This is a genomic window from Pantoea sp. SJZ147 (genome assembly GCF_007828605.1).
Taxonomy (GTDB): Bacteria; Pseudomonadota; Gammaproteobacteria; order Enterobacterales; family Enterobacteriaceae; genus Pantoea; species Pantoea allii.
The window spans coordinates 192,328-214,054 of sequence record NZ_VIVB01000004.1; the positions used below are offsets into that span (position 1 = coordinate 192,328).

Annotated in this window: 22 protein-coding genes and 1 pseudogene; 11 read left to right on the forward strand and 12 right to left on the reverse strand. The window is 52.4% G+C overall.

Annotation, left to right across the window (positions count from 1 at the left end; all coding sequences use genetic code 11):
- Positions 1-41: 41 nt before the first annotated feature.
- Positions 42-1,220 carry a formate-dependent phosphoribosylglycinamide formyltransferase gene (purT, locus tag FBY13_RS07995; RefSeq protein ID WP_145393902.1) on the reverse strand — a complete coding sequence of 393 codons (1,179 nt, stop codon included), beginning with the start codon at positions 1,218-1,220 and terminating at the stop codon, positions 42-44.
- Between the two features lie 171 nt (positions 1,221-1,391).
- Here purT and FBY13_RS08000 point away from each other — a divergent pair, with 171 nt between their 5' ends.
- Together FBY13_RS08000 and FBY13_RS08005 are read left to right on the forward strand one after the other, a co-directional pair.
- Entirely contained in the window at positions 1,392-2,036 is a 645-nt protein-coding gene (locus tag FBY13_RS08000) for a tellurite resistance TerB family protein (protein WP_096011159.1), read from the forward strand.
- 116 nt (positions 2,037-2,152) lie between these two features.
- Entirely contained in the window at positions 2,153-4,225 is a 2,073-nt protein-coding gene (locus tag FBY13_RS08005) for a prolyl oligopeptidase family serine peptidase (RefSeq protein WP_145393903.1), read from the forward strand.
- Here the strand turns inward: FBY13_RS08005 and exoX are convergent.
- The gene (gene exoX, locus FBY13_RS08010; RefSeq protein WP_063879883.1) at positions 4,209-4,877 is read right to left on the reverse strand and encodes an exodeoxyribonuclease X; all 669 of its coding nucleotides are present in this window, start codon (positions 4,875-4,877) and stop codon (positions 4,209-4,211) included. The two genes, FBY13_RS08005 and exoX, sit on opposite strands and share 17 nt — an antisense overlap.
- 2 nt (positions 4,878-4,879) lie before the next feature.
- A complete protein-coding gene (locus FBY13_RS08015; protein ID WP_019105100.1) occupies positions 4,880-5,110 on the reverse strand; it encodes a DNA polymerase III subunit theta in 231 nt (76 codons plus the stop codon).
- A gap of 150 nt (positions 5,111-5,260) precedes the next feature.
- Here FBY13_RS08015 and copC point away from each other — a divergent pair, with 150 nt between their 5' ends.
- The 3 genes from copC to FBY13_RS08030 are packed head-to-tail and all read left to right on the forward strand — an operon-like array spanning position 5,261 to position 6,890.
- The gene (gene copC / locus FBY13_RS08020) at positions 5,261-5,635 is read left to right on the forward strand and encodes a copper homeostasis periplasmic binding protein CopC (RefSeq protein ID WP_063879882.1); all 375 of its coding nucleotides are present in this window, start codon (positions 5,261-5,263) and stop codon (positions 5,633-5,635) included.
- Positions 5,636-5,639: 4 nt separating this feature from the next.
- Positions 5,640-6,515 (forward strand): copper homeostasis membrane protein CopD, encoded by an 876-nt coding sequence (gene copD, locus FBY13_RS08025; protein WP_145393904.1) that lies wholly within the window; start codon positions 5,640-5,642, stop codon positions 6,513-6,515.
- Between the two features lie 27 nt (positions 6,516-6,542).
- Positions 6,543-6,890: a YebY family protein gene (locus tag FBY13_RS08030; protein ID WP_063879880.1), complete on the forward strand. Its 348-nt coding sequence runs from the start codon at positions 6,543-6,545 to the stop codon at positions 6,888-6,890.
- 396 nt (positions 6,891-7,286) lie between these two features.
- Here FBY13_RS08030 and FBY13_RS08035 read toward each other — a convergent pair whose 3' ends face one another.
- From FBY13_RS08035 to FBY13_RS08050, 4 genes and pseudogenes are all read right to left on the reverse strand, one after another.
- Positions 7,287-7,607 carry a hypothetical protein gene (locus tag FBY13_RS08035; protein ID WP_145393906.1) on the reverse strand — a complete coding sequence of 107 codons (321 nt, stop codon included), beginning with the start codon at positions 7,605-7,607 and terminating at the stop codon, positions 7,287-7,289.
- A gap of 45 nt (positions 7,608-7,652) precedes the next feature.
- Positions 7,653-7,919: pseudogene (locus FBY13_RS08040) on the reverse strand (tyrosine-type recombinase/integrase); the annotation flags it as partial.
- A gap of 132 nt (positions 7,920-8,051) precedes the next feature.
- Positions 8,052-9,596 (reverse strand): methyl-accepting chemotaxis protein, encoded by a 1,545-nt coding sequence (locus tag FBY13_RS08045; RefSeq protein WP_145393909.1) that lies wholly within the window; start codon positions 9,594-9,596, stop codon positions 8,052-8,054.
- Between the two features lie 478 nt (positions 9,597-10,074).
- Complete coding sequence (locus FBY13_RS08050; RefSeq protein ID WP_145393910.1) at positions 10,075-10,788, reverse strand: GntR family transcriptional regulator; 714 nt, start codon at positions 10,786-10,788, stop codon at positions 10,075-10,077.
- Between the two features lie 280 nt (positions 10,789-11,068).
- On the opposite strand from FBY13_RS08050, the gene FBY13_RS08055 reads away from it, so the two are divergent.
- From FBY13_RS08055 to FBY13_RS08065, 3 genes are all read left to right on the forward strand, one after another.
- On the forward strand, positions 11,069-12,691 hold the full coding sequence (locus FBY13_RS08055) for an alpha-glucoside-specific PTS transporter subunit IIBC (RefSeq protein ID WP_145393912.1): 1,623 nt from the start codon (positions 11,069-11,071) through the stop codon (positions 12,689-12,691).
- Complete coding sequence (locus FBY13_RS08060; protein ID WP_145393914.1) at positions 12,688-14,010, forward strand: 6-phospho-alpha-glucosidase; 1,323 nt, start codon at positions 12,688-12,690, stop codon at positions 14,008-14,010. Before FBY13_RS08055 ends, FBY13_RS08060 begins: the two co-directional genes overlap by 4 nt.
- 275 nt (positions 14,011-14,285) lie before the next feature.
- Positions 14,286-14,756, forward strand: a complete 471-nt coding sequence (locus FBY13_RS08065; RefSeq protein WP_186440799.1) for an MEKHLA domain-containing protein — start codon at positions 14,286-14,288, stop codon at positions 14,754-14,756.
- Between the two features lie 37 nt (positions 14,757-14,793).
- On the opposite strand, the gene FBY13_RS08070 is transcribed toward FBY13_RS08065, so the two are convergent.
- A complete protein-coding gene (locus FBY13_RS08070) occupies positions 14,794-16,338 on the reverse strand; it encodes a methyl-accepting chemotaxis protein (protein WP_109716469.1) in 1,545 nt (514 codons plus the stop codon).
- A 593-nt stretch (positions 16,339-16,931) separates the two neighbouring features.
- Here FBY13_RS08070 and FBY13_RS08075 point away from each other — a divergent pair.
- A complete protein-coding gene (locus FBY13_RS08075; protein ID WP_063879871.1) occupies positions 16,932-17,126 on the forward strand; it encodes a hypothetical protein in 195 nt (64 codons plus the stop codon).
- A gap of 39 nt (positions 17,127-17,165) precedes the next feature.
- Here FBY13_RS08075 and FBY13_RS08080 read toward each other — a convergent pair whose 3' ends face one another.
- Positions 17,166-18,299 carry an acyltransferase gene (locus FBY13_RS08080; protein ID WP_063879870.1) on the reverse strand — a complete coding sequence of 378 codons (1,134 nt, stop codon included), beginning with the start codon at positions 18,297-18,299 and terminating at the stop codon, positions 17,166-17,168.
- 181 nt (positions 18,300-18,480) lie between these two features.
- On the opposite strand from FBY13_RS08080, the gene FBY13_RS08085 reads away from it, so the two are divergent.
- A complete protein-coding gene (locus tag FBY13_RS08085) occupies positions 18,481-19,227 on the forward strand; it encodes an SDR family oxidoreductase (RefSeq protein WP_145393916.1) in 747 nt (248 codons plus the stop codon).
- Between the two features lie 46 nt (positions 19,228-19,273).
- On the opposite strand, the gene FBY13_RS08090 is transcribed toward FBY13_RS08085, so the two are convergent.
- Positions 19,274-20,179: a LysR family transcriptional regulator gene (locus FBY13_RS08090; RefSeq protein ID WP_145393918.1), complete on the reverse strand. Its 906-nt coding sequence runs from the start codon at positions 20,177-20,179 to the stop codon at positions 19,274-19,276.
- An 83-nt stretch (positions 20,180-20,262) separates the two neighbouring features.
- Here FBY13_RS08090 and FBY13_RS08095 point away from each other — a divergent pair, with 83 nt between their 5' ends.
- Entirely contained in the window at positions 20,263-20,673 is a 411-nt protein-coding gene (locus tag FBY13_RS08095) for a GNAT family N-acetyltransferase (protein ID WP_145393920.1), read from the forward strand.
- Positions 20,674-20,723: 50 nt separating this feature from the next.
- Here FBY13_RS08095 and mdtI read toward each other — a convergent pair whose 3' ends face one another.
- Both mdtI and mdtJ read right to left on the reverse strand, forming a co-directional pair.
- The gene (mdtI, locus tag FBY13_RS08100) at positions 20,724-21,053 is read right to left on the reverse strand and encodes a multidrug/spermidine efflux SMR transporter subunit MdtI (RefSeq protein ID WP_145393922.1); all 330 of its coding nucleotides are present in this window, start codon (positions 21,051-21,053) and stop codon (positions 20,724-20,726) included.
- Entirely contained in the window at positions 21,040-21,390 is a 351-nt protein-coding gene (mdtJ, locus tag FBY13_RS08105) for a multidrug/spermidine efflux SMR transporter subunit MdtJ (protein WP_145393924.1), read from the reverse strand. The genes mdtI and mdtJ overlap by 14 nt, the downstream gene beginning before the upstream one ends.
- Positions 21,391-21,727 lie beyond the last annotated feature (337 nt).

A 21,727-nucleotide genomic window follows, 5' to 3' on the forward strand; every position in this document is an offset into this window, starting at 1 on the left:
TCAAAAGTGTGCGGTGAGTCCCGGACTCACCGCAAACGGCATTAACCCTGAACGCTGACTGCTGCCGCGCTGGCGACCGCGCGCGCAACGGCTTCTTCGGTTGTATAAGCACAGGCCAGGGCGACGCCCAAACGGCGCTGACCCTCGATGTCCGGTTTGCCAAACAGGCGCAACTGTAAACCTGCACCCAGCGCGGCTTCCACATTCACGAACTGCACATTCTGGCTGGTTAACTGCGGCAGGATCACGGCTGACGCAGAAGGGCCGTACTGACGAATGGCACCAATGGGCAGACCAAGAAAAGCACGAACGTGAAGGGCGAACTCAGACAGGTCCTGTGATATCAGCGTCACCATACCGGTATCGTGTGGCCGGGGTGAGACTTCACTGAATACCACGTCATCGCCACAGACAAACAGCTCCACGCCGAACAGTCCATAGCCACCTAAGGCTTTTACCACGGTTTCAGCGATATGCTGAGCACGTTGCAGTGCCAGTTTGCTCATCTGTTGAGGCTGCCAGGATTCGCGGTAATCGCCGTCTTCCTGACGATGGCCAATGGGTGCACAAAAATGAATGCCGTCAACGGCACTGATGGTCAGCAACGTGATCTCAAAATCAAACTTCACCACGCCTTCGACGATAACGCGTCCTGCGCCCGCACGGCCGCCTTGTTGGGCATAGTCCCAGGCTTTTTCCAGCTGGCTGGCATCCCGGATAAAGCTCTGACCTTTACCTGAAGAGCTCATCACCGGTTTAACGATGCATGGAAACCCTATCTCGGCGGCGGCAGACACAAAATTATCTTTACTGTCGGCAAAGCGGTAGCTGGAGGTAGGAAGCGCCAGCTCCTCTGCCGCCAGACGACGAATGCCCTCGCGGTTCATGGTCAGGCGCGCGGCGCGTGCGGTGGGCACCACGTGCTGGCCTTGCTGCTCCAGCTCCAGAAGCTTATCGGTCGCGATAGCTTCAATTTCGGGCACGACAAAGTGAGGCTTTTCCTGCGCGATAACGGCGGCCAGTGCATCGCCATCCAGCATGTTAATCACATGGCTGCGATGGGCAACATGCATCGCAGGCGCATCGGCATAGCGGTCAACCGCGATCACTTCCACACCCAGACGCTGACATTCCAGCGCAACTTCTTTGCCCAGTTCACCTGAGCCCAACAGCATAACGCGCGTTGCGGCAGGGCGCAGCGCAGTTCCGAGAGTCGTCATAAATCCACCTAAAATCAAAGCAGTCAAAATGCGCGCGCAGTATATACGAAAACGTTTGCGTTCTCACCCCTTCTGCTTTTGAGGCAGGGTTTGCGCTACTTTTCCTGCTCTGACGTTTCCTGACATCTTTTTGGTAATGATGATGTTTCCGAATGGTTAAGGGAGTGAACGATGAATAACTGGCTGCAACAGATTCAATCGCTGCTGGCTAAAAAAAGCAGTGATGGCAAATCCAGCGGTGGATTGAGCGATATGTTGGCTCCGGGTGCACTGGGTGGACTGGCGGGCATGCTGGTGGCCAGTAAATCATCCCGGAAGTTGTTAACCCGCTATGGCGGCAAAGCATTGATTATCGGCGGCGGTGCAGCAGCAGGGGCTGTACTGTGGAACAAATACAAACAACGGGTGCGGGAAACCCATCAGAATGACCCCGGCTTTGGCGAATGGCAAACGCCTGTGGATCAGCGGGCAGAACGTCTGGTAACCGCTCTGGTCTTTGCCGCCAAAAGTGATGGTCATATCGACGATCGGGAACGCGCAGCGATTGAGCAAAATATCCATCAGGCAGGCTATGGTCAGGATGCCGAAACGCTCATCCAGCAGGCTATGCAGCGACCGCTGGACCCTGAGTGGCTCGCCGCTGATGTCAAAAATGAAGAAGAGGCGCTTGAACTCTATTTTCTGAGCTGTGCCGCCATTGATGTGGACCATTTTATGGAGCGCAGCTATCTATCGGCACTGGGCGATGCGTTAAAAATCCCACAGGATGTCCGTGATGGCATTCAGCAAGATATCCTCCAGCAGAAAGCCAGCTAATCCCGAACAGGGCCGCCACATGGCCCTGAATTAATTAACAATGTTCGTACTTAACTTGGCATCTGATTACATTAGTGCCACGCTTAGTGTTCATTACATTCAGCGGGACGGATGACATGAAAGCACCGAGCGCAAAAAAAATACCTTATGAACTCTCGTTGCATGGCGAGACGCGCGTTGATAATTATTACTGGTTGCGTGATGACAGACGTGAAGACAGCGACGTACTGGACTATTTGCGTGCTGAGAACAATTACGGCCAAAAAATCATGGGCTCACAGCAGCCCTTACAGCATCGTATTCTGCATGAAATTATCGACCGCCTGCCACCGCAGGATCACTCCGTACCTTACGTGAAAAATGGCTATCGCTATCAAAGCCGGTATGAAAGCGGCAATGAATACGCTGCCTATTACCGACAGCCAGCCGCCAGCGAGGAGAGCGAGGCGTGGACGTTGCTGCTGGATGCGAATCAGCGTGCGTCACACAGTGATTTTTACACCATGGGCGCGCTGCACATCAGCCCGGATAACCGGGTAATGGCGCTGGCAGAAGACTTCCTTTCCCGGCGTCAGTACGGTATCCGCTTTCGCAATCTGGATAACGGCAGTTGGTATCCAGAGGTGCTCAACGATGCGTCCTCCAGCTTCGCGTGGGCCAGCGATTCGCGCACGCTCTATTACGTACGTAAACATCCGCAAACCCTGTTGCCTTACCAGCTCTGGCAACATGAGTTGGGCACGCCGCAGAGCGACGACCGGTTAGTGTACGAAGAAAAAGACGATACCTATCACCTCAGCATCCATAAAACCACATCGAAACAATTCATCCTGGTCGTGCTGTACAGCACCAGCAGCAGTGAAATTCAGCTGATTGATGCCAATTTCCCGGACGCTATTCCACAGGTTTTTTTACCCAGACGGCGCGATCACGAATACAGTCTCGATCATTATGACCATACGTTTTTTATACGCTCGAATCGCGATGGGAAAAACTTCGGCCTGTATCGCAGCCGCTATCTGGAGGAGTCACGTTGGGAAACCGTGATCCCGGCGCGCGACCATATTGTGATGGAAGACTTTCAGCTCTTCCGTGACTGGCTGGTGGTGGAAGAGCGCCAGCGTGGGCTGACCAGCCTGCGGCAAATCAACTGGCAAACGGGAGAAACCAGCGGCATTGCGTTTGACGATCCCACCTATGTCACCTGGCTGGCATACAACCCCACGACCCGCACCAGCAAGCTGCGCTATGGTTATTCGTCAATGACCACGCCCGCCACGTTGTTTGAACTGGATATGGACACGGGCGAACGCCGCATTTTGAAACAGAGTGCGGTAAAAGACTTTAATCCGGATGATTACAAAAGCGAGCACCATTGGATCACCGTCTCTGACGGGACAGAAGTACCGGTCTCGCTGGTGTACAACCGCAAGTATTTCCAGAAGGGGCAAAACCCGATGCTGGTTTACGGGTACGGCGCCTATGGCAGTAGCATGGACGCTGATTTTAGCGTCAGTCGCCTCAGTCTGCTGGATCGCGGTTTTGTCTATGCGCTGGTGCATGTGCGAGGCGGCGGGGAGATGGGACAGCAGTGGTATGACGGTGGTCGACTGCTGAATAAAATGAACAGCTTCACCGATTTTATCGATGTGACGAATGCGCTCGTGGCTCGCGGATTCGGTCATTCAGACCGGCTTTACGCGATGGGCGGAAGTGCGGGGGGATTACTGATGGGCGCGATCATTAATCTGGCCCCAACGCTTTATCATGGCGTGGTCGCACAGGTGCCTTTTGTCGATGTGTTAACCACCATGCTGGACGAGTCTATTCCTCTGACGACCGGAGAATATGAGGAGTGGGGGAATCCCAATGAGGCGGAGTACTACCGCTATATCCGGCAATACAGTCCTTATGACAATGTTGAAGCAAAAACCTGTCCCCACCTGCTGGTGACAACCGGATTGCATGATTCACAGGTGCAATACTGGGAACCGGCTAAGTGGGTGGCAAAACTGCGGGAGCATAAAACGGATGACAATCTGCTGCTGCTCTGTACCGACATGGACTCGGGGCACGGCGGCAAGTCCGGTCGATATAAGGCTTATGAAGGCGTAGCCCTTGAGCTCACCTTCATTGTCGCCCTTGCGCAGGGCAGCCTGCCACCGGCAGATCTTACGGAAGCTGACTAAGACACTTACGCAGCGCCTGCCGCAACGGTGGGCGCAAATCTTTTACGTTATCCAGCATCCATTTCAAATAACCCGGATCTTTACGGGCAATCACGGCCAACGCCTGACCACGATACTTGCCAAATGGCAGCACATCATCACGTTGAGCGGCAGGCTGCGAGCGTTGACACATTTCTTCCGCATTCCAGCCGGAGATCGCCATAATCCTGATGAGCAGGGCGGCCGTCACATAGCAGTCGTAAAGTGCCCGGTGGGCATGTAACTCCGCAGGCGGGGTCACTTCCAGCTTAAGGCTATGGCGCAGCGCCTGATTGCCATATTTGATGCCCGGCCACAGCTGACGTGCCAGCGTCATCGTGCAGATCCACTCGCCGTGCATTTCCGGCAACATCCGGCGATCGAAACTGGCGTTATGTGCCACATAAAAGGCACTGCCGTGATAGCGGGCGACGGCCTCTTCAATCGGCGGTTTGCCGATGACCATGGCTTCCGTAATGCGGTGCACGGCCATGGCCTGGCGACTGATTGGCCGGTCAGGTGACACAAGATCGCTCATTGGATTGACGATCTGGCCGTCAACCACATCGACCGAGGCAACCTCCACCACACCGCCTTGCAGCCCGCAGGTTTCTGTATCAATTACGCGTAGCATCATTATTTCTGTTTAGGCTCGTAGGGCAGGCGTGACAAGTTGAGAGAGGCCTGACGGTAATGCATTAAACGCTGACGAAACCAGTCGCGCAGGGCTTCTGGTTGTTCATTCGCGACCATTTCAGCCACGACAGGCATGTTATAGCGCTCTTTAAACGCAACACCTGCCGCCGCCAGATCGACATTAACTTTGTCTTTCTCTTCCTGCGACAGCAAGGCAAGGTTATGACTCATGATGTTCTCCCGATAAACGTGGCCAAACGGAATGTTTTCCTCCGCATAGCGCAAGGTACAGGATAGCATTGCTGGCCTCGACAGTTAAATCGCTGCGGCGTATTCTTGCGCCACGCTCGTGGCCTTAACGACAGCTAACAGGATGATGTGATGAACAAAACAGCGATTTCTCGTGTGGTAATCGGCCTGGTTGCCACTGGTGCCCTGGCTTTTAGCCAGTTCGCGCTAGCCCATGCGCATCTGCAGTCTTCGACGCCTGCAGCCAACGCGGCGGTTTCACCCGCCCCACAGAACATTACGCTGACCTTCACAGAAGATGTGGAAGCCGCATTCAGTGGCGTTGAGGTAACCAATGCACAGCATAAAGCCGTAGGCGAAAAGGCCCGGCTGGATGGCAAGCAGCACAACCGCCTGCTGGTGGATTTTGCCCAACCGCTGGCGCAGGGCAGCTATCAGGTCAACTGGCACGTGCTGTCCGTGGATGGGCATAAGACGCACGGACGTTACGCTTTTACCGTGAAATAAATCTGTGACCCTGTTGTGGCTGGTGCTGCGCGCGCTGCATTTCACGGCGTTGATATTGCTGGTGGGAAGTACCTTTTATACCACGCTGCTGGCGCCTGCTGCGTTTCGGCCATCACTGGCAACTCGTCTGTTTCCCTTGCTGAAGGCAAGCGCCTGGCTGGCGCTGTTAACGGCGCTAGGGATGCTGGCCACGCAAAATGTGCTGATGAGCGGCGACTGGCACAATCTGTCAGACATGTCTGTCTGGTTGGCGGTGTTCTCAACCCGCTGGGGATCGGTATGGCAATGGCAGCTACTGTTTGCGCTGTGCGGCCTGGCCGCGATAATCCTGCGCGGGCGGCTACGTCAGCAGGTCTGGTTGTTGTCTGGCCTGCTGCAGACCAGCTCCCTGGCGCTCACCGGCCATGCCGCGATGCGCGAAGGTATAACCGGACTGCTGCAACAAGGTAACCACGCAGTACATTTAGTCGCCGCCGCCTTCTGGGCGGGCGGGTTAGTGCCGATACTGGTGCTGATGCGAGTGGCACGTAATATTGAATTCCGGACTGATGCCATCCGAACCATGATGCGTTTTTCCCGTTATGGTCACATTGCTGTAGCCTTAACGATCGTCACCGGTGTGATTAACAGCCTGCTGATTGCCGGGTCGCCAGTAGACTGGCATCTCAATGATTATGTTGTACTGTTGTTGTGCAAGGCAGGGCTGGTGTCACTTATGGTGCTGATTGCGCTCTGGAACCGTTACTGGCTGGTCCCGCGCTTTCATGTTGCGGGCCTTGCTGCGCAACGTCTGTTTATTCGTATGACTCAGCTGGAAATTGTGCTGGCATGCGGCGTAGTGGGGTTGGTCAGCGTGTTCGCCACGTTGTCGCCAACCTGATTGATAAGAACCCGATAAAGGTAAGTTATGTTGCTGAAGAGAGCGATCCCCACACTGCTGTTATTAACGCTGGCTGGTCAGGCGCTGGCGGCGCAAATCATCACCGTCAGCCGTTTTGAAATTGGCAAAGACAAATGGCCATTTAATCGTGAAGAGGTGATGTTAACCTGCGAGAAAGACGGATCGCTGTTTGCCATCAATCCCAGTACTCTGATGCAGTATCCGCTCAATGATAAAGCGGATGCCCAGCTCAATGCTAAGCGGGTGACAGCGCAGCCCATCAGTGTGATTCAGGCACCCGATAAAGCACATCCGGGTCAGATGATGAGTCTGCAACCGATTGTTGAACGCGCCCAGGCGCTGTGCACCCAATAAGACTCAGGGCACGGTGACGTGCCCGAATCACCGCAAATTTGTCTTACCGGTCACAAACCTGTCGGGTTTATGGACTGAGCCGCTGCGCTGGCTGGAAAATCTACAGGGTTGTCCTACGCTTTATTAGCAAGGCGAGAGCCTCTATCAATGCCAACTTTTAGCGCACGGCTCCTTGAGAGCCATTTCCCTGGACCGAATACAGGAATCGTGTTCGGTCTTTTTTTATTTAGTATTTAGCATCGATGATTTATCGCAAGCTAAATGAGTTAAAGCCCATCATGTGGCCTTTTTTTCTACTCTGTTGGAACCTGTGCCGCCACTCTCTAACCGCCAAAGTCCGGTTCTTAACAGTGTCAGAACCTGCTTGTAGTCATCTATTTTGAACTTAAGTAGTGATTATTTATTCTTGTAAGCTGTGGCCCTGACAACTTCACTCGTTGTCCAATACGATGGCGCACTATTAGGATCGAGAACTATATATTGCGCGCCAGTTGTAGCCGCTTTATCTAATACCTCATTCAATGCATTCTGATAACCGGTATGTCTGGCTACACCGGTCAGAGAGGAAGATCCCGTTAAGTTAGCGACGAATTGATATTGTTTTGCATCATCGGCGGAGATGATTTGTACGCGAGATGCTCTTTCAGACATGCTGGTCGCGCAACCTGCGAGCATAGTAATTGCTACTAAAACCGAATTTATCTTTCCAAGTTTCATTTAATACCTTTCTTACCCCAAAAAAACCTATGGGCGATTATTCGCTCAGCAAATCGAATTTGCAATTGGGTTTAACTTGATAGCGTCTTCAAAATGATCTGGAGCAAAATGTGCGTACCGCATTGTTGCCCTGATGTCTGAGTGTCCCAGGATGCGCTGCAGAACGATGATGTTCCCCACGGCCATTATAAAGTGACTGGCGAAGCTGTATCGCAGAACGTGACTCATTTCCCCCCCAGACAACTCGATACCTGCCAGACGAATAAAGAGGTAAAACTGGCGATAGTACTCGTTAAAATAACGGTCTTTTTTTGCTTTTCTGCACGCTACATGACGGCGCAGATTGTCTGAGATGTTATCCACCCGACAGCACCCGGCCCCCGCAACCGGAGGGCCGAAACGTAACCGGCGCGGTCACGTTTCATTGCCTTGTGCTAAAGGGCGCTACACCTGGAACGCTGCAACCATGCCGCGCAGGGCATGTGCCTGTTCAGAAAGTGACTGTGAAGCAGAGGAGGATTCCTCAACCAGTGCGGCGTTGTTTTGGGTAACGCTGTCCATCTGACTCACGGCGATACTGACCTGCGAAATCCCCTGCATCTGTTCGGACGAGGCCAGAGAGATCTCATCCATTGCCGTTGCCAGTTCACCCACCATGTTAACAATCTTCAGAATACTTTGACCGGTTCCACTCGCGACTGTCACACCGTCTGCAACCTGTTGAACGGCCTGTTCAATCAGCGTTTTTATTTCCTTGGCGGCGATAGCACTACGCTGGGCCAGATTTCGGACTTCCCCTGCCACTACGGCAAAACCGCGACCCTGCTCTCCGGCCCGCGCGGCTTCAACGGCGGCATTAAGCGCCAGAATATTGGTCTGAAAAGCAATGCCTTCAATGACGCCGGTGATATCACGGATCTTTGTCGCACTGTCTGAAATCTCTTTCATGGTTTCCGACATCCGTTGCATATCTGCCTCGCCACGCTGAGCCAGATTGGCTGTCTCGCGCGCTGATGTCGCTGTGTGCTGTGCCCCAGAGGTATTGCTCTTCACTGTCGCGGTTAACTGCTCCATGCTGGCAGCGGTTTCCTGTAAGGCGGCAGCCTGCTCTTCAGTACGGGAAGAGAGTTCGGTATTGCCTTGTGCGATTTCATCGGCGGCCAGCGCGACGTTAGCGGAAGAGCTTTTGATCTCTGAAACCAGGCTGCGAAGCCTGGCCTGCATACCGTCAAGGGAGGCCAACAGGCTTGAAGTATCGTTACGACGCAGTAGCACTGCGGAGGTCAAATCACCGTTGGCAATCGCAGCCGCAATAGACTGAGCCTGAGCAGGCTCGCCCCCTAACTGACGCATCAGCACACGGGTGATAATAAATCCGGTGACGACTGAAAACACGATGGAAAGCAGGCCCAGGATAACCAAAATGAGCGTTGAGGTCCGGGTTGAACGACTGTTATCTTCGACTGCTTTACGGCTGTTATTCAACTGAACGGTAGTCATCTCGCTAAGAGAATTGAGTAGTGCACGCTGAGCAGGACGCACCGTTACCATCAGGTAATTTATGGCTTCTTGTGAACGGTTATCCAGACCAAACTGACCGGCCTTTTCCAGACCGGAGATCACCTGATCTTCATTGACCTGAAGTTTTTCCAGCGCGGCACGCCCGGCGGCCGTTGAGTCCGTACGCATGATGGTTTCAAGGGCTTCACGATTTTTTAAATAAGCCGCTTTTTGCAGTTTCAGCCGCTCCCACTCAGGCTGCATTGCTTTGATATCGGTAAGAAGTGCGAGGTTTCTCGCTGCAATAGCCATATCTCTCAGTTCATCTCGCATATCAACGGCGAGTTGATATTTGCGCATCTTAACATTGACCGCATCATCCATACCGGCACTGGCGGAATTAAGGGCTTTGAAAGAAATAACAATACAAATAATAAAAAGCAGAATTAACAGGCCAAAACCTATTGCCAGACGCGTTGAGATTTTCATCTTAGAATTCCTGAAAGTTAAGTTCAGGGTTCTTATCGGCAGAAAATATATAAAAAATTAATAAAAAATGCACATTTTTGAAATAATAAAATCTGTACGTAGGGTGAAAGTTTCTGGGGGAATGGTCATTTAAAAGGACTTATAAGTTTAATTAACCTATTGAACGTGGCTGATGATAGGGAGGAGGATAATTTTCACAAAGCTATTATGCAGCACAGCAGTGGATCGCTAAAGATGTGCCACGAGGAAAGAACTGCATTTTCCTTAATTTGAAATAAGTGCCCCCATTTTCCTTATGAGTGACGCTTTTGTAAAATTAACAGACAAGTTTATCCGATCGCCTGCTACATTAAATTTAACGACATTTTAAAATGTGTTAACGAAACTCTGTCTCAAAAACTAAACTGCGATTCGAACCGGTGATTTTCTTTCACGGGAGTGAAGCACGCTCTCGCCTTGATGAAGACTGCTGATAGCTTTAGTCACTCAACCCGGTGCGTCGTAAATGATAGTTAACCTGGTAATCGTAGGTGTTTCTGTACATCACTGCGTAGTTGATAAATGCGCCCGTATTGCTGTATGAAAGCGAATCGACTCTGAGTAGCAGTGTTTTCTCAGCGATATTCATGAGGTGCGACAGGCGCTTATCTGATAAAATCGGGCTCAAAGATTCGTAATTGCCCTCTAAAACAATGCCACATTCCTGCTCGATATAGTCAAATTTAGATTTTTCCAGATGGGCCAGGGTAAGATCAGGAAATGTTTTAACTGGCATATAACTTTCTTCAAGCATCAGCAGCTTTTCATCAACATATCGTAACCGACGTGAGAAAAAGAGGCGTTCACCGCTGTTTATGCGTAACTGACTGGCTACGGCGGGAGGCGCGGCGATTAATTCAAATGCCAGAACTTTACTAATAACCTCCTTTCCCTGCAGACGTAATACCTCAGCCAGCCCGGTGAGCGAACTGGTTTCATGACAAATATCCTTTCCTGAAACGTAGGTTCCGCTGCCATGTCGTCGCTCCAGCAACCCTTCACTGACCAGCAAATCTATTGCCTTACGTAGGGTCATTCTCGCCACGCCAAATTCTGTGGCGAGCACTTTTTCAGCCGGTATAGCACTACCGACTGCCACGTAGGGTGAATTTAACCGGAGACGAAGTTTGTCAGCAATAAATTTATAGATCACTTCTGTACCTCCTGGAATGGGGACATAACCGCCAACATACGTAGCATAACGTTAAGGCGTGCAGGGGTTATAAATAAACTCAATTTTTATTTTTTTTAACCGCACTGCAAGATGTCTGGTTATTACCATGAAAATAGACATCATGATTAAAAATAAAACCATGAGGGTGCTCACAAAGTCGCCAGTGACCACGTATGTCAGGTGAGGTATTGCCTTATTTTGACTGCGGTTACATTGACTATAACGATATATTCTTAGAGTCGTTGCGTGAGGAACTAAAATGCTCAGTCAAATACAGCGCTTTGGCGGCGCCATGTTTACCCCAGTATTGTTATTTCCCTTTGCCGGCATCATCGTTGGCCTTTCAATTATGTTACGCAATCCTTTATTTGTAGGGGAAGCACTAACGCATCCAGATAGTTTATTTAATCAAGTCGTGTTCATTATTGAAGAAGGCGGCTGGACGGTTTTTAGAAATATGCCGTTAATTTTTGCGGTTGGCTTGCCGGTGGGGTTGGCAAAACAGGCCCAGGGACGTGCCTGCCTGGCCGTTGTCGTCAGTTTTTTAACCTGGAATTACCTGATTAATGCCATGGGCAGCACCTGGGGCGATTTTTTTTCCGTCGATTTTTCCAAAGGCACTGAAGCCGGAAGCGGACTGGCCATGATCGCCGGGATAAAAACGCTGGATACCAGCATCATCGGTGCCATCGTCATCGCCGGTCTGGTGACGGCGCTACACAATCGTTATTTTGATAAACCACTGCCGGTGTTTCTGGGTATCTTTCAGGGCTCATCATTTGTGGTCATTGTGGCCTTCTTAGCGATGATCCCCTGCGCCTGGTTAACGCTGTTTGGCTGGCCCAAAATTCAAATGGGCATTGAGTCGCTTCAACAGTTTTTACGCGATGCGGGCGCTGTTGGCGTGTGGGTTTATACCTTTCTTGAACGCATTCTGATCCCCACCGGACTGCACCATTTTATTTATGGACCTTTTATCTTTGGCCCGGCAGTGGTTGAAGGTGGCATCCAGGTTTACTGGGCCGAGCATCTGCAGGCGTTCAGCCAGAGCACGCAACCCCTTAAACAACTGTTTCCTCAAGGCGGTTTCGCCCTTCATGGCAACGCCAAAGTGTTCGGCGCAGTGGGGATTGCGTTGGCGATCTATTCGACAGCCTCACCGCTTCAGCGAATCAAAGTCGCAGGGTTATTAATTCCGGCCACGTTGACAGCCGTACTGGTCGGCATCACAGAACCCCTGGAGTTTACCTTCCTGTTTATTTCGCCCCTGTTGTTTGCGGTGCACGCTGTGCTGGCCGCCAGCATGGCGACAGCAATGTATATGTGCGGCGTCGTGGGGAATTATGGCGGCGGCTTACTGGACCAGTTTCTGCCGCAAAACTGGATACCCATGTTCCCTAATCATGCTGGCATGGTCCTGACCCAAATAGGCATTGGCCTGGTTTTTACGGGCCTCTACTTTGTGGTTTTTCACCAACTCATCCTGCGGTTGAACCTGAAAACGCCCGGTCGTGAGGACAGTGAAGTCAGGCTTTACAACAAAGCCGACTACCGGGCAGCGCGACACGCGTCTGCTTCATCTGGTGGGCAGAACCCGCAACGCGATCAAGCGCGGGGTTTTCTGCAAGCATTAGGTGGGGCCAGCAATATAGCCAACATCAACAACTGCGCCACGCGCCTGCGGATAACCCTGGTCGATGAGGCTAAAACGCAAAACGATGCCGCGTTTATGGCGCTGGGTGCGCACGGTGTCGTCCGGCGTGGCAACGGTATTCAGGTCATCGTGGGCTTACAGGTCCCCCAGGTGCGCGAGCAACTTGAAAGCCAAATGAAAGACCAGGCCGAATCTGAAGCAACACCTTCCATGGAGAAACCATTATGAAGACATTCTCAGTTTTAATTGCGGGCGGCGGCAGCACGTTTACGCCGGGTATTGTGCTGATGCTCCTGGCGAACCGGCACCGCTTTCCTTTGCGCCAGCTGAAATTTTACGATAATGACGCCGCCCGTCAGGAAACCATTGCACAGGCCTGTCAGATTATCTTGCAGGAACAGGCACCTGAGATTGCGTTCAGCTACACCACCGATCCGCAGGAAGCATTTAGCGACGTCGATTTTGTTATGGCGCATATTCGGGTCGGTAAATATCCCATGCGTGAGCAAGATGAAAAAATCCCGTTGCGTCATGGTGTGCTGGGCCAGGAAACCTGTGGGCCGGGTGGCATTGCCTATGGGATGCGCTCAATCGGCGGCGTCCTTGAGCTCGTCGATTATATGCAACAGTACTCACCCGACGCCTGGATGCTGAATTATTCTAACCCGGCCGCCATCGTGGCTGAGGCAACGCGGCGCCTGCGACCTGAGGCGAAGATCCTGAACATTTGTGATATGCCGATTGGTATAGAAGGTCGGATGGCGAAAATTGTCGGTCTGCAAGACCGCAAACAAATGCGGGTACGCTACTACGGACTCAATCATTTTGGCTGGTGGACCGCTGTTGAAGATCTGAAGGGAAATGATTTGATGCCACAACTGCTTGAGTACGTGGCGAAACACGGCTATGTGCCGCCTTCAGAGGCGTCGTCAGTGGAGCCGAGTTGGAACGACACCTTCGTGAAGGCGCGCGATGTGCAGGCGCTGGACCCACTGACGTTGCCCAATACCTATCTGAAATATTATCTGTTTCCTGATTATGTAGTCGCGCATTCCAATCCTGCACGCACCCGCGCTAATGAAGTCATGGAGCATCGTGAAAAGCAGGTATTCAGTGCCTGTAGGGCAATCAGCGATGCAGGTCATTCATCTGCCGGCGAGTTGGAGATAGACGAACATGCTTCCTACATTGTCGATCTGGCGACCGCGATCGCCTTCAATACTCAGGCGCGTATGCTGTTAATTGTGCCTAACCAGGGTGCCATTTCCAACTTCGACCCGGAAGCGATGGTGGAAATTCCCTGTCTGGTCGGTCGTAACGGTGCGGAAGCGCTTCAGGTTGGAGACATTCCTACTTTCCAGAAGGGCTTAATGAGTCAGCAGGTTGCGGTCGAAAAGCTTGTGGTGGAGGCATGGGAAGCGCGTTCCCGGCAAAAGTTATGGCAGGCCATTACCTTGTCTAAAACGGTGCCGAGTGCGACGGTCGCAAACGCGATTCTCGACGATCTTATCGAGGCGAATAAAGCCTTCTGGCCGCCGTTGAGCTAAACCGCCAGCCAGCCTGGGCTTGCGTTCAGGCTGGCTGACTTCAGCGCACACAGGGCAAGCCAACAGAATCGAATGCCGTTATGGATCACCCTGTGGATGGGGCGCGGGAGATACCAATATTCTAACGTGCAGTGAGCGGCGATAGCCGCGCTGTGCGCAGCGCGCGAGGGAGATACCTGCGAGCCATTCATCTTCACCGTAACCCATTCTTGATTTTCAACACGCATCCCGCCACATTACCTCCTCGCATCCTGCCTTTTGTAACGGAGTTGATAATGTCGACGGAAAACCAACTGGCTTTATTGCAGCGTATTGATGAACGCTACCGTGCACTCACCGGACGCGGCCTTTATTGCCCCGATGAGCGTGTTGATCGCTACCTGTGGCTGCATGAACATGCACCGTACAGCATTCTGGCCCACAGTAGCGAAGCCGATCCGGTATTTGTCTACGCCAATCGTTGTGCACTGAGCTGCTTCAAATACAGCCTGGAAGAGATGCTGCAATTGCCTTCACGACTCAGTGCCGGACCTTCCGACAGGGAAGCGCGGCAGCGCCTGCTGGACATTGTCAAACGCGACGGCATTGCCACCGGCTACAGCGGGCCGCGGGTAGATAAACAGGGCAAGAGTTTCATCATCTATGAGGGCGAGGTATGGCAGTCAGACAGGGACGCAGAGGCCGGCTGGGGCCAGGCCGCACTGTTCTGGCCCGGTCCCCGTAACGGGATGGCAGACATAACCTGATCGGTCAGGTCATCTCTGCCAGGTGAAGGGGGCGCATTTATACCCTGAAGGCTTCGACCATGCCGCGCAGGGCGTGCGCCTGTTCAGAAAGTGACTGTGAAGCGGACGATGACTCTTCCACCAGGGCGGCGTTATTCTGCGTGACGCTGTCCATCTGGCTGACGGCGACGCTGACCTGAGAAATGCCCTGCATCTGTTCGGAAGAGGCCAGTGAGATCTCATCCATCGCACTTGCCAGATCGCCCACCATGCTGACAATCTTCAGGATGCTTTCACCTGTACCGCTGGCGACTTTGACGCCGCTACCAACCTGTTCCACTGCCTGCTCAATCAGTGATTTTATCTCTTTCGCTGCGGTAGCGCTGCGCTGCGCCAGGGTACGGACTTCGCCCGCCACCACCGCAAAACCGCGGCCATCTTCGCCGGCCCGTGCGGCTTCAACCGCAGCATTGAGCGCCAGAATATTGGTCTGGAAGGCAATTCCTTCGATGACGCCGGTGATATCGCGAATTTTAGACGCGCTCAGCGAAATCTCGTTCATGGTTTCCGACATCCGGTGGACGTCGCTTTCGCCGCTGCGTGCCAGTACGGCGGTCTCGCGAGCCGTAGATGCGGTACTCTGAGCACCGGCGGCATTACTTTTCACTGTGGCGGTAAGCTGTTCCATGCTGGCTGCGGTTTCCTGCAGCGCGGCTGCCTGCTGTTCGGTACGGGAGGAGAGCTCCGTATTACCCTGGGCGATTTCTTCAGCCGCCAGCGCGACATTGCCCGAGGTCTGTTTAATTTCCGATACCAGACCACGAAGTTTGGCCTGCATGGCATCCAGTGAAGCAAGCAGGCTGGTGGAATCATTACGACGGAGCGTGACGCTGGAGGTCAGATCGCCTGCGGCAATCGTGGCCGCTAGCACCTGTGCCTGCGCCGGTTCACCGCCAAGTTGCCGCATCAACACACGGGTTATCATATAGCCGGTGGCCACCGAGAACAGCACGGAAAGCACGGATAAAAACACCAGGGTCAGCGAGGCCCGACTGGTGGCATTGCTGTTGACTTCCACCGCATTTCGGCTGTTGTGCATCAGAATGTCGGTGGTTTTATTTAGGGCGTTCAGCATATCGCGTTGCAGCGGACGCAGGGTTTCCATGAGATAACGTGTCGCTTCATCTCGCTCATTCTTCAGTCCCAGTTGCCCGGCGGACTCAAAGGCACCCATCACCGTGGCCTCAAGTTCTTTGATGTGACTCAAGGCAGCTTGTTCTTCAGCAGTGGACTGGCTCTGCATAATGGTTTCAAGCGTTTCACGGTTTTTGGTGAACAGGCTTTTCTGCGCCTCAATGCGTTCCCATTCTGGCTGCATCTCTTTCGTGTCAGAAAGTAAGGCCAGATTTCGCACGGCTATCGCCAAATCCCGCAGCCCGCCGCGCATATCAAGAATAAGCTGGTACTTCCTCATTTTGACATTCACGACCTCATCCATCCCCGTTTTAGCGTTATGCAGCGAGTTAAGGGAGACGGAGGTACAGATAATAAAAAGCAGAATTAACAAACCGAAACCGATTGAAAGACGAGTAGAGATTTTCATGTGGATGTTCCCGATGGATTACCGTTTTGTTCTCTATCGGCACCAGTCTGGAAAAGGATTAACGAAAAAAGCAAAATTTACATAAGTTTCTTTAATATTATTTTTATAAATCAGAAAAATGATCTTAATCAATAAAGAGGGATATTTTTGTTATGTGCAGTATATTCAGGCAGAAATCAGGAATTTAAGATGGCAGGTTGATGTGTTTAATCGGTTTGAGCGCGGATTTTCGGTGAAAACATAAATTATAATGGTGGTTGCGATTAAGCCTGATAGCGCTGATTCAGTGGACATCAGGATCATGCCCGCGACCTGCTATCAGGCTTTAGCCAGTGCCTTAACGCATAACGCCTATCGCACACGGCGATGCCATCCTCTCTCCGCGGAGATGACGCAACATTACCGAACGGATAACACCGCGTGCCGAGATAGCAGGATGCAACCGGGTGCTGTGCCCGCAGAAAGAGAGGATAAACAGCAGCAAGAATATGTGATCAAGGTAACAATCTTGACGCGAATTTTAAGTTTATCAGACACTTCATTACGCCAGTTTCTTCACTATAGCGACTCCATTCACAGCATGGGAAAGCGCAATGAAGAAACCGTTAGCCGTGGCCTGGTTATTTTTGATGATTTCATTTGGGGCAACCGCACAAGGTCTGGTGCACACCAGGATCGATCGCGTTCATGTCGCCGGATTAAAAACCCATAGCAGCATCGCCGATACGCCGGAGTCACCGGATGAACACGTGAGGGAAAGGCAGCACGAGGTGGGTAAAGCCGTGTGAAGTGAATAAAATGGCTCGCACTCGCGAGCCATTGTTCGGTCAGCGTGCAGGCTTAGCTGACAGGAACCTTTTACCCAGATTGATCCCCGGTTTTTCCACGTATTTGAACAGTAAAGATGCCAGTCCATAGGTCAGCGGAATCGACACGGCGCACACGATCAGGAAACGCGTCAGATCATGTTGATACTCGATATCCGTCTGATTAAGCAACAGCGCAATCGCTGGAATCACGATCAGCAGGTGCAGCAAATAAACCGAAAACGAGACGTCACCTAACCATGTACTCAGTCGGTTGTTCAAAAGCTTGCGTGGGATCTGGATCAGTTTCGCCATCAGACTGTTTTCCTGATACTGCCACAGCACGGCCGCCATACCGATAATCATGACGGCTTCCAGCATCACCTGCAGCTTAATGGCACCCAATCCGATAAGAACGCTGACTGCCGGTCCGGCAAGGGCAAACACGATATAAAGCAGGGATTTGCGTCGAACGGCTTCGGCCAGCAACATACCTGAAATAAACATATTCAGTTTAATCAGAATCATCGATGGCATTTCAAACGCTTCATAGTAGTCGGGCAGCAGGTAACGACCGGCACAGCTCAGCGCCATAATGCTCAGCAGGGCGGTGGCATAGCCAAAGCGCATCACCGCCAGCATAATAAAGGGAAACAGCAGATAGAACTGCATTTCCAGCCCAATGCTCCAGTCGGGCAGCGTTGTATTGAACCCATAGGCGGGCAGCAAGCCGAACAGGAACGACAGGTGCGTTAGCACGTTCATCAACGACTGATCGGCATAGCGGGAGGATTCTGTCGCGGTGCCGGAATAAAACTGTGCAATGGTATCGCGCATTTCACCAAACCAGGGGCCGTAAATCAGCGCAACGGCCAGCAGCAAATAGTAGAGTGGGGCGATGCGGAAAAAACGACGTAACCAGAATTTCTTGATGGTTTCCGCACTTTGCCAGGGCTCTTTATGCTGGCGTTCTACGTAGTTTTTCGCCATCAGATAACCCGAAAGCAGGATAAACAGATCCACACCAATGCCGGGTGAGGAAATCAGGGTGATATGGCAATGGATAAGCAGACTGATGTGCCCCAGCAGTACCCAAAGAGAAGCAATGCCACGCAACCCCTCCAGCTCCGTGGACCAACCTCGTGTCGCAGACATGGTAAAACCTCGTTAATCAGTTAGTTATACTGGCTCTAAGGCGGTAACTAAGCCTTAACGCTGTTGCCAAGTCCACCCGCAAACAAAAAAGTGAGAGGATTCTGACGCTGTGGTTAATAATTGAACGGCGAGATGATGTGCTCGCTACCGCTGTCTGGTACGTCAAACGGGAACCGAAAACATGAAAAAGAGTGGCAATACGTTGTTGATTACCGGCGGGGGATCGGGCATTGGGCGGGCACTGGCACATCGCTGGCACGACGCCGGAAATCAGGTGATTATCACCGGACGTCGGCAGGAAACCTTAGACGATGCGGCAGCCGGACGAGAGCGGATTGCAACCTGGGTGATGGAGGTTACGGATGCAGCCGACGTCAACAACGCCATTCCTCAACTACTGCGCACCTACCCGCACGTGAATGTTTTAGTGAATAATGCCGGTGTGTTCAGCCCCGAAGATATCACTACAGTGCGGGATCTGAGCGAGGTAGCCAGAATGACAGAAACCAATTTTATTGCTCCCATCAGGCTCACGGATGCGCTGATCGATCATCTTAGCGGTCAGCCCGATGCCGCCATCATCAACGTCTCCTCAGGATTGGCTTTTGTGCCTTTTCCGGCGTCACCGACTTACAGTGCGACCAAAGCGGCACTCCATTCCTATACGGCGGCTATTCGGCCGCTATTGCAGGGAAAGGTGGAGGTGATTGAGATTATCCCGCCCCAGGTGCAGACCGAGCTGGCGCCCGGACAGTCACAGGATGCCAACAGTATGCCGCTTGATGCGTTTGCCGATGAGGTGATGACGTTATTGCATAGCGGGGCAACGCCTGCGGAAGTCTGCGTGGCGCGCGTGCGCTATTTTCGCGAGGCCGAAGCGAAAGGCCACTTTGATGAGGCTTTGCAAATGCTCGTGAAGTACAGCTAAGAGCACGCGGGCACGATCGGATAACGCGAGTGTCGATGGCGAGCGTTCAGCTGATGTCGTGCAGCCAGTCGGTTAGATCGCGCTCAACGCTTCCGGCTTTAGCCACCTCAGGTGAGAACAGACAATACTGCGTGCCATCTTCAACAAAATCCAACGGGGCGGCCAGCAGGCCACTCTGCAGATCGTCTTTGACGAGCTGCCAGGGTCCTATCGCTACGCCGATACCGGCAACCGCCGCCTGAAGGCTAAAGTAGAAGTGCTCAAAACATTGCAGTGCATTGGTCGGTTCCGCTATTCCCCTTGCCGCCGACCACGCCTGCCAGGCGTTGGATCGGCTGCGGGAAACCAGCAAAGGTGCCTCTTGCTTCAGGCTGCTGCCTTCATCAAACCAGGCTGCGACACGATCGGGTCGGCACACCGGCCCGACTTTTTCCATAAACAGGTGTTCAACATGGCAGGTCGGCGCTTCAGGGAAGTCATTGCGGCGAATGGCAAAGTCGATGCCCTGATTAAAGGAGAATGCGCCGCTGGCCGCCACCAGATGGATTTCATGTTTTCCGAAGCGCGCCTCAAATTCTCCCCAACGCGGAATCAGCCAGCGCATCAGTAACGTGGGTTCGCAGGACAGGACGCGCTGGCGAGTCCCCGCGCGTAACTGGCTTACGCTGCGGGAAATCATGGCAAAGCCATTACTGACCGCATCAGCAAGGTTTCTGCCCGCCTCGGTCAGGTAAACTTTCCGGTTACGCCGTTCGAACAGTGCAATCCCCAAATCCTCTTCAAGCACGCGCACCGCACGGCTGACTGCGCCGGGCGTAAGATGCAGTTCGTCCGCCGCCCGGGCAAAATTCTCAAAGCGCGCCGCCGCCTCAAAACAACGTAAAGCCACTAATGAGGGCATCCGGGTAGCGGTCAACGGTGAGTTTAACTCACCTTTTGGCTCAGAAATCATCGTTATATCCCGCGTTTTTTCACCATTAAGATGAATGAAACCGAAAAGGGGTTGGCCGTTTATATTACCAGGAGGTTATTCACGTGGACTATATCATTCAGGAAGAAATACCGTCTGTAGAAACCTATCGTCAGATCAGAACCCGCGCCGGGCTAAGTGACAAATCGGTCAAGGCGGCCGGGATTGGGCTAAAAAATGGCTTATACAGCATTGTTGTTTATCACCAGGATAGCCCCATTGGTATTGGCCGGGTCATCGGGGACGGAGGATGCTTTTTTGTCATTACGGATATTGCAGTGATCCCGCAGCATCAAAAGAAAGGCGTAGGCGATCGTATTATGCGTGCGCTGATGAATTATATTCAGCGTCACGCACCGCCGTCAGCTTATATCAGTTTAATCGCCAGCCACGGTACGCCCGCTTTTTATGCGCGCTATGGTTTTGAACCGGCACTGCCTCCCGAGCGCGCAGGGATGTTTTTGCGCATCGCCTGATACGCGTGACGTCATAAATGACAATGGGGGACGTCACCGTCCCCGCAGTGTCAGGCCAGTTTAAGGATAATCATTCCCAGTAATAGCAGGGCAAGCCCGGCCCAGCCTGTTCGGTTGAGCCGCTGATCAAACAGAATCCATCCTGCTGCCACGGTCGCGACGAGGCCAAAGCCGCCCCACAGGGCATACGCAATCGACAACTCGATGCCTTTTAACGCTTGAGACAGCGCGCTAAACGCCAGCAGCACGCAGGCCAACGACAGAATCCCATAACCGGGTTTTTTAAAGCCGTTGCTGTACTTAAGTAAAATATTAGCGGCGATCTCCAGCAGTACGGCCAGCGCCAGCCAGGCAAAGTGAATAAGATCAGGCAGGATCATGTTCTGCCTCCTTAACCTCACCGCTGCCGGCTTTCATTAACAGGATGCCGACAACCAGGGTGAACAGGCCGCAGGCTTTCATCAGCGATAAGGTTTCGTCAAACAGCTGCACGCTAAATACGGTGATCAGCATAATGCCAACGCCTTCCCAGAGCGCATAAGCGACACCCAACGCAATGCGCTTAATGGCGAAACTCAGAAAGAGATAAGAACAGGCAATCATCCCCAGCATGATCACATAGCCCGTCTGGCTTTGATTCAGGCTGGACCATTTCATGGTTAAGGTGCCAATGATTTCCGTAACAATAGCGAGTGCTAATAATCCCCAGGCGCGCATGGGTTTTCTCCACAAATAAACGTCATGATTTACCGTGATGCGTAACGCAACGGCAGAAAGAGAAATTTGCTGGCAGAGAGGGGACTAAAGCGCGCTGCGCCAGTGCTGATCGACGGCGTTAACGCTAAAAGCGGTAAGGGTTAAAAGGGCGGTAAAAAGCGTAATGAACGTCCTGCTCATAATTTAACAATGCATCCACGTTGTTGCTTCTCTTCAGTGGACGGATAAAGCCTCCGGTAATAAACACCACAGCGTTATATCACGTAGTCAGATGAAGAGACAGTCTGTTTGTTCGGATATTTGACGAATATCAGGTGAATATGACGTGGGTTGAGGC

Bases quoted from the DNA above. Each gene is read 5' to 3' on its own strand.
- FBY13_RS08000 (WP_096011159.1), top strand. From the start codon at position 1,392: ATGAATAACTGGCTGCAACAGATTCAATCGCTGCTGGCTAAAAAAAGC.
- FBY13_RS08015 (WP_019105100.1), bottom strand. From the start codon at position 5,110: ATGAGTCATAACCTTGCCTTGCTGTCGCAGGAAGAGAAAGACAAAGTT.
- exoX (WP_063879883.1), bottom strand. From the start codon at position 4,877: ATGCTACGCGTAATTGATACAGAAACCTGCGGGCTGCAAGGCGGTGTG.
- FBY13_RS08090 (WP_145393918.1), bottom strand. From the start codon at position 20,179: ATGATTTCTGAGCCAAAAGGTGAGTTAAACTCACCGTTGACCGCTACC.
- mdtI (WP_145393922.1), bottom strand. From the start codon at position 21,053: ATGATCCTGCCTGATCTTATTCACTTTGCCTGGCTGGCGCTGGCCGTA.
- FBY13_RS08070 (WP_109716469.1), bottom strand. From the start codon at position 16,338: ATGAAAATCTCTACTCGTCTTTCAATCGGTTTCGGTTTGTTAATTCTG.
- FBY13_RS08085 (WP_145393916.1), top strand. From the start codon at position 18,481: ATGAAAAAGAGTGGCAATACGTTGTTGATTACCGGCGGGGGATCGGGC.
- FBY13_RS08045 (WP_145393909.1), bottom strand. From the start codon at position 9,596: ATGAAAATCTCAACGCGTCTGGCAATAGGTTTTGGCCTGTTAATTCTG.
- FBY13_RS08060 (WP_145393914.1), top strand. From the start codon at position 12,688: ATGAAGACATTCTCAGTTTTAATTGCGGGCGGCGGCAGCACGTTTACG.
- mdtJ (WP_145393924.1), bottom strand. From the start codon at position 21,390: ATGCGCGCCTGGGGATTATTAGCACTCGCTATTGTTACGGAAATCATT.
- FBY13_RS08030 (WP_063879880.1), top strand. From the start codon at position 6,543: ATGTTGCTGAAGAGAGCGATCCCCACACTGCTGTTATTAACGCTGGCT.
- FBY13_RS08055 (WP_145393912.1), top strand. From the start codon at position 11,069: ATGCTCAGTCAAATACAGCGCTTTGGCGGCGCCATGTTTACCCCAGTA.
- purT (WP_145393902.1), bottom strand. From the start codon at position 1,220: ATGACGACTCTCGGAACTGCGCTGCGCCCTGCCGCAACGCGCGTTATG.
- FBY13_RS08035 (WP_145393906.1), bottom strand. From the start codon at position 7,607: ATGAAACTTGGAAAGATAAATTCGGTTTTAGTAGCAATTACTATGCTC.
- FBY13_RS08080 (WP_063879870.1), bottom strand. From the start codon at position 18,299: ATGTCTGCGACACGAGGTTGGTCCACGGAGCTGGAGGGGTTGCGTGGC.
- FBY13_RS08075 (WP_063879871.1), top strand. From the start codon at position 16,932: ATGAAGAAACCGTTAGCCGTGGCCTGGTTATTTTTGATGATTTCATTT.
- FBY13_RS08065 (WP_186440799.1), top strand. From the start codon at position 14,286: ATGTCGACGGAAAACCAACTGGCTTTATTGCAGCGTATTGATGAACGC.
- copC (WP_063879882.1), top strand. From the start codon at position 5,261: ATGAACAAAACAGCGATTTCTCGTGTGGTAATCGGCCTGGTTGCCACT.
- FBY13_RS08005 (WP_145393903.1), top strand. From the start codon at position 2,153: ATGAAAGCACCGAGCGCAAAAAAAATACCTTATGAACTCTCGTTGCAT.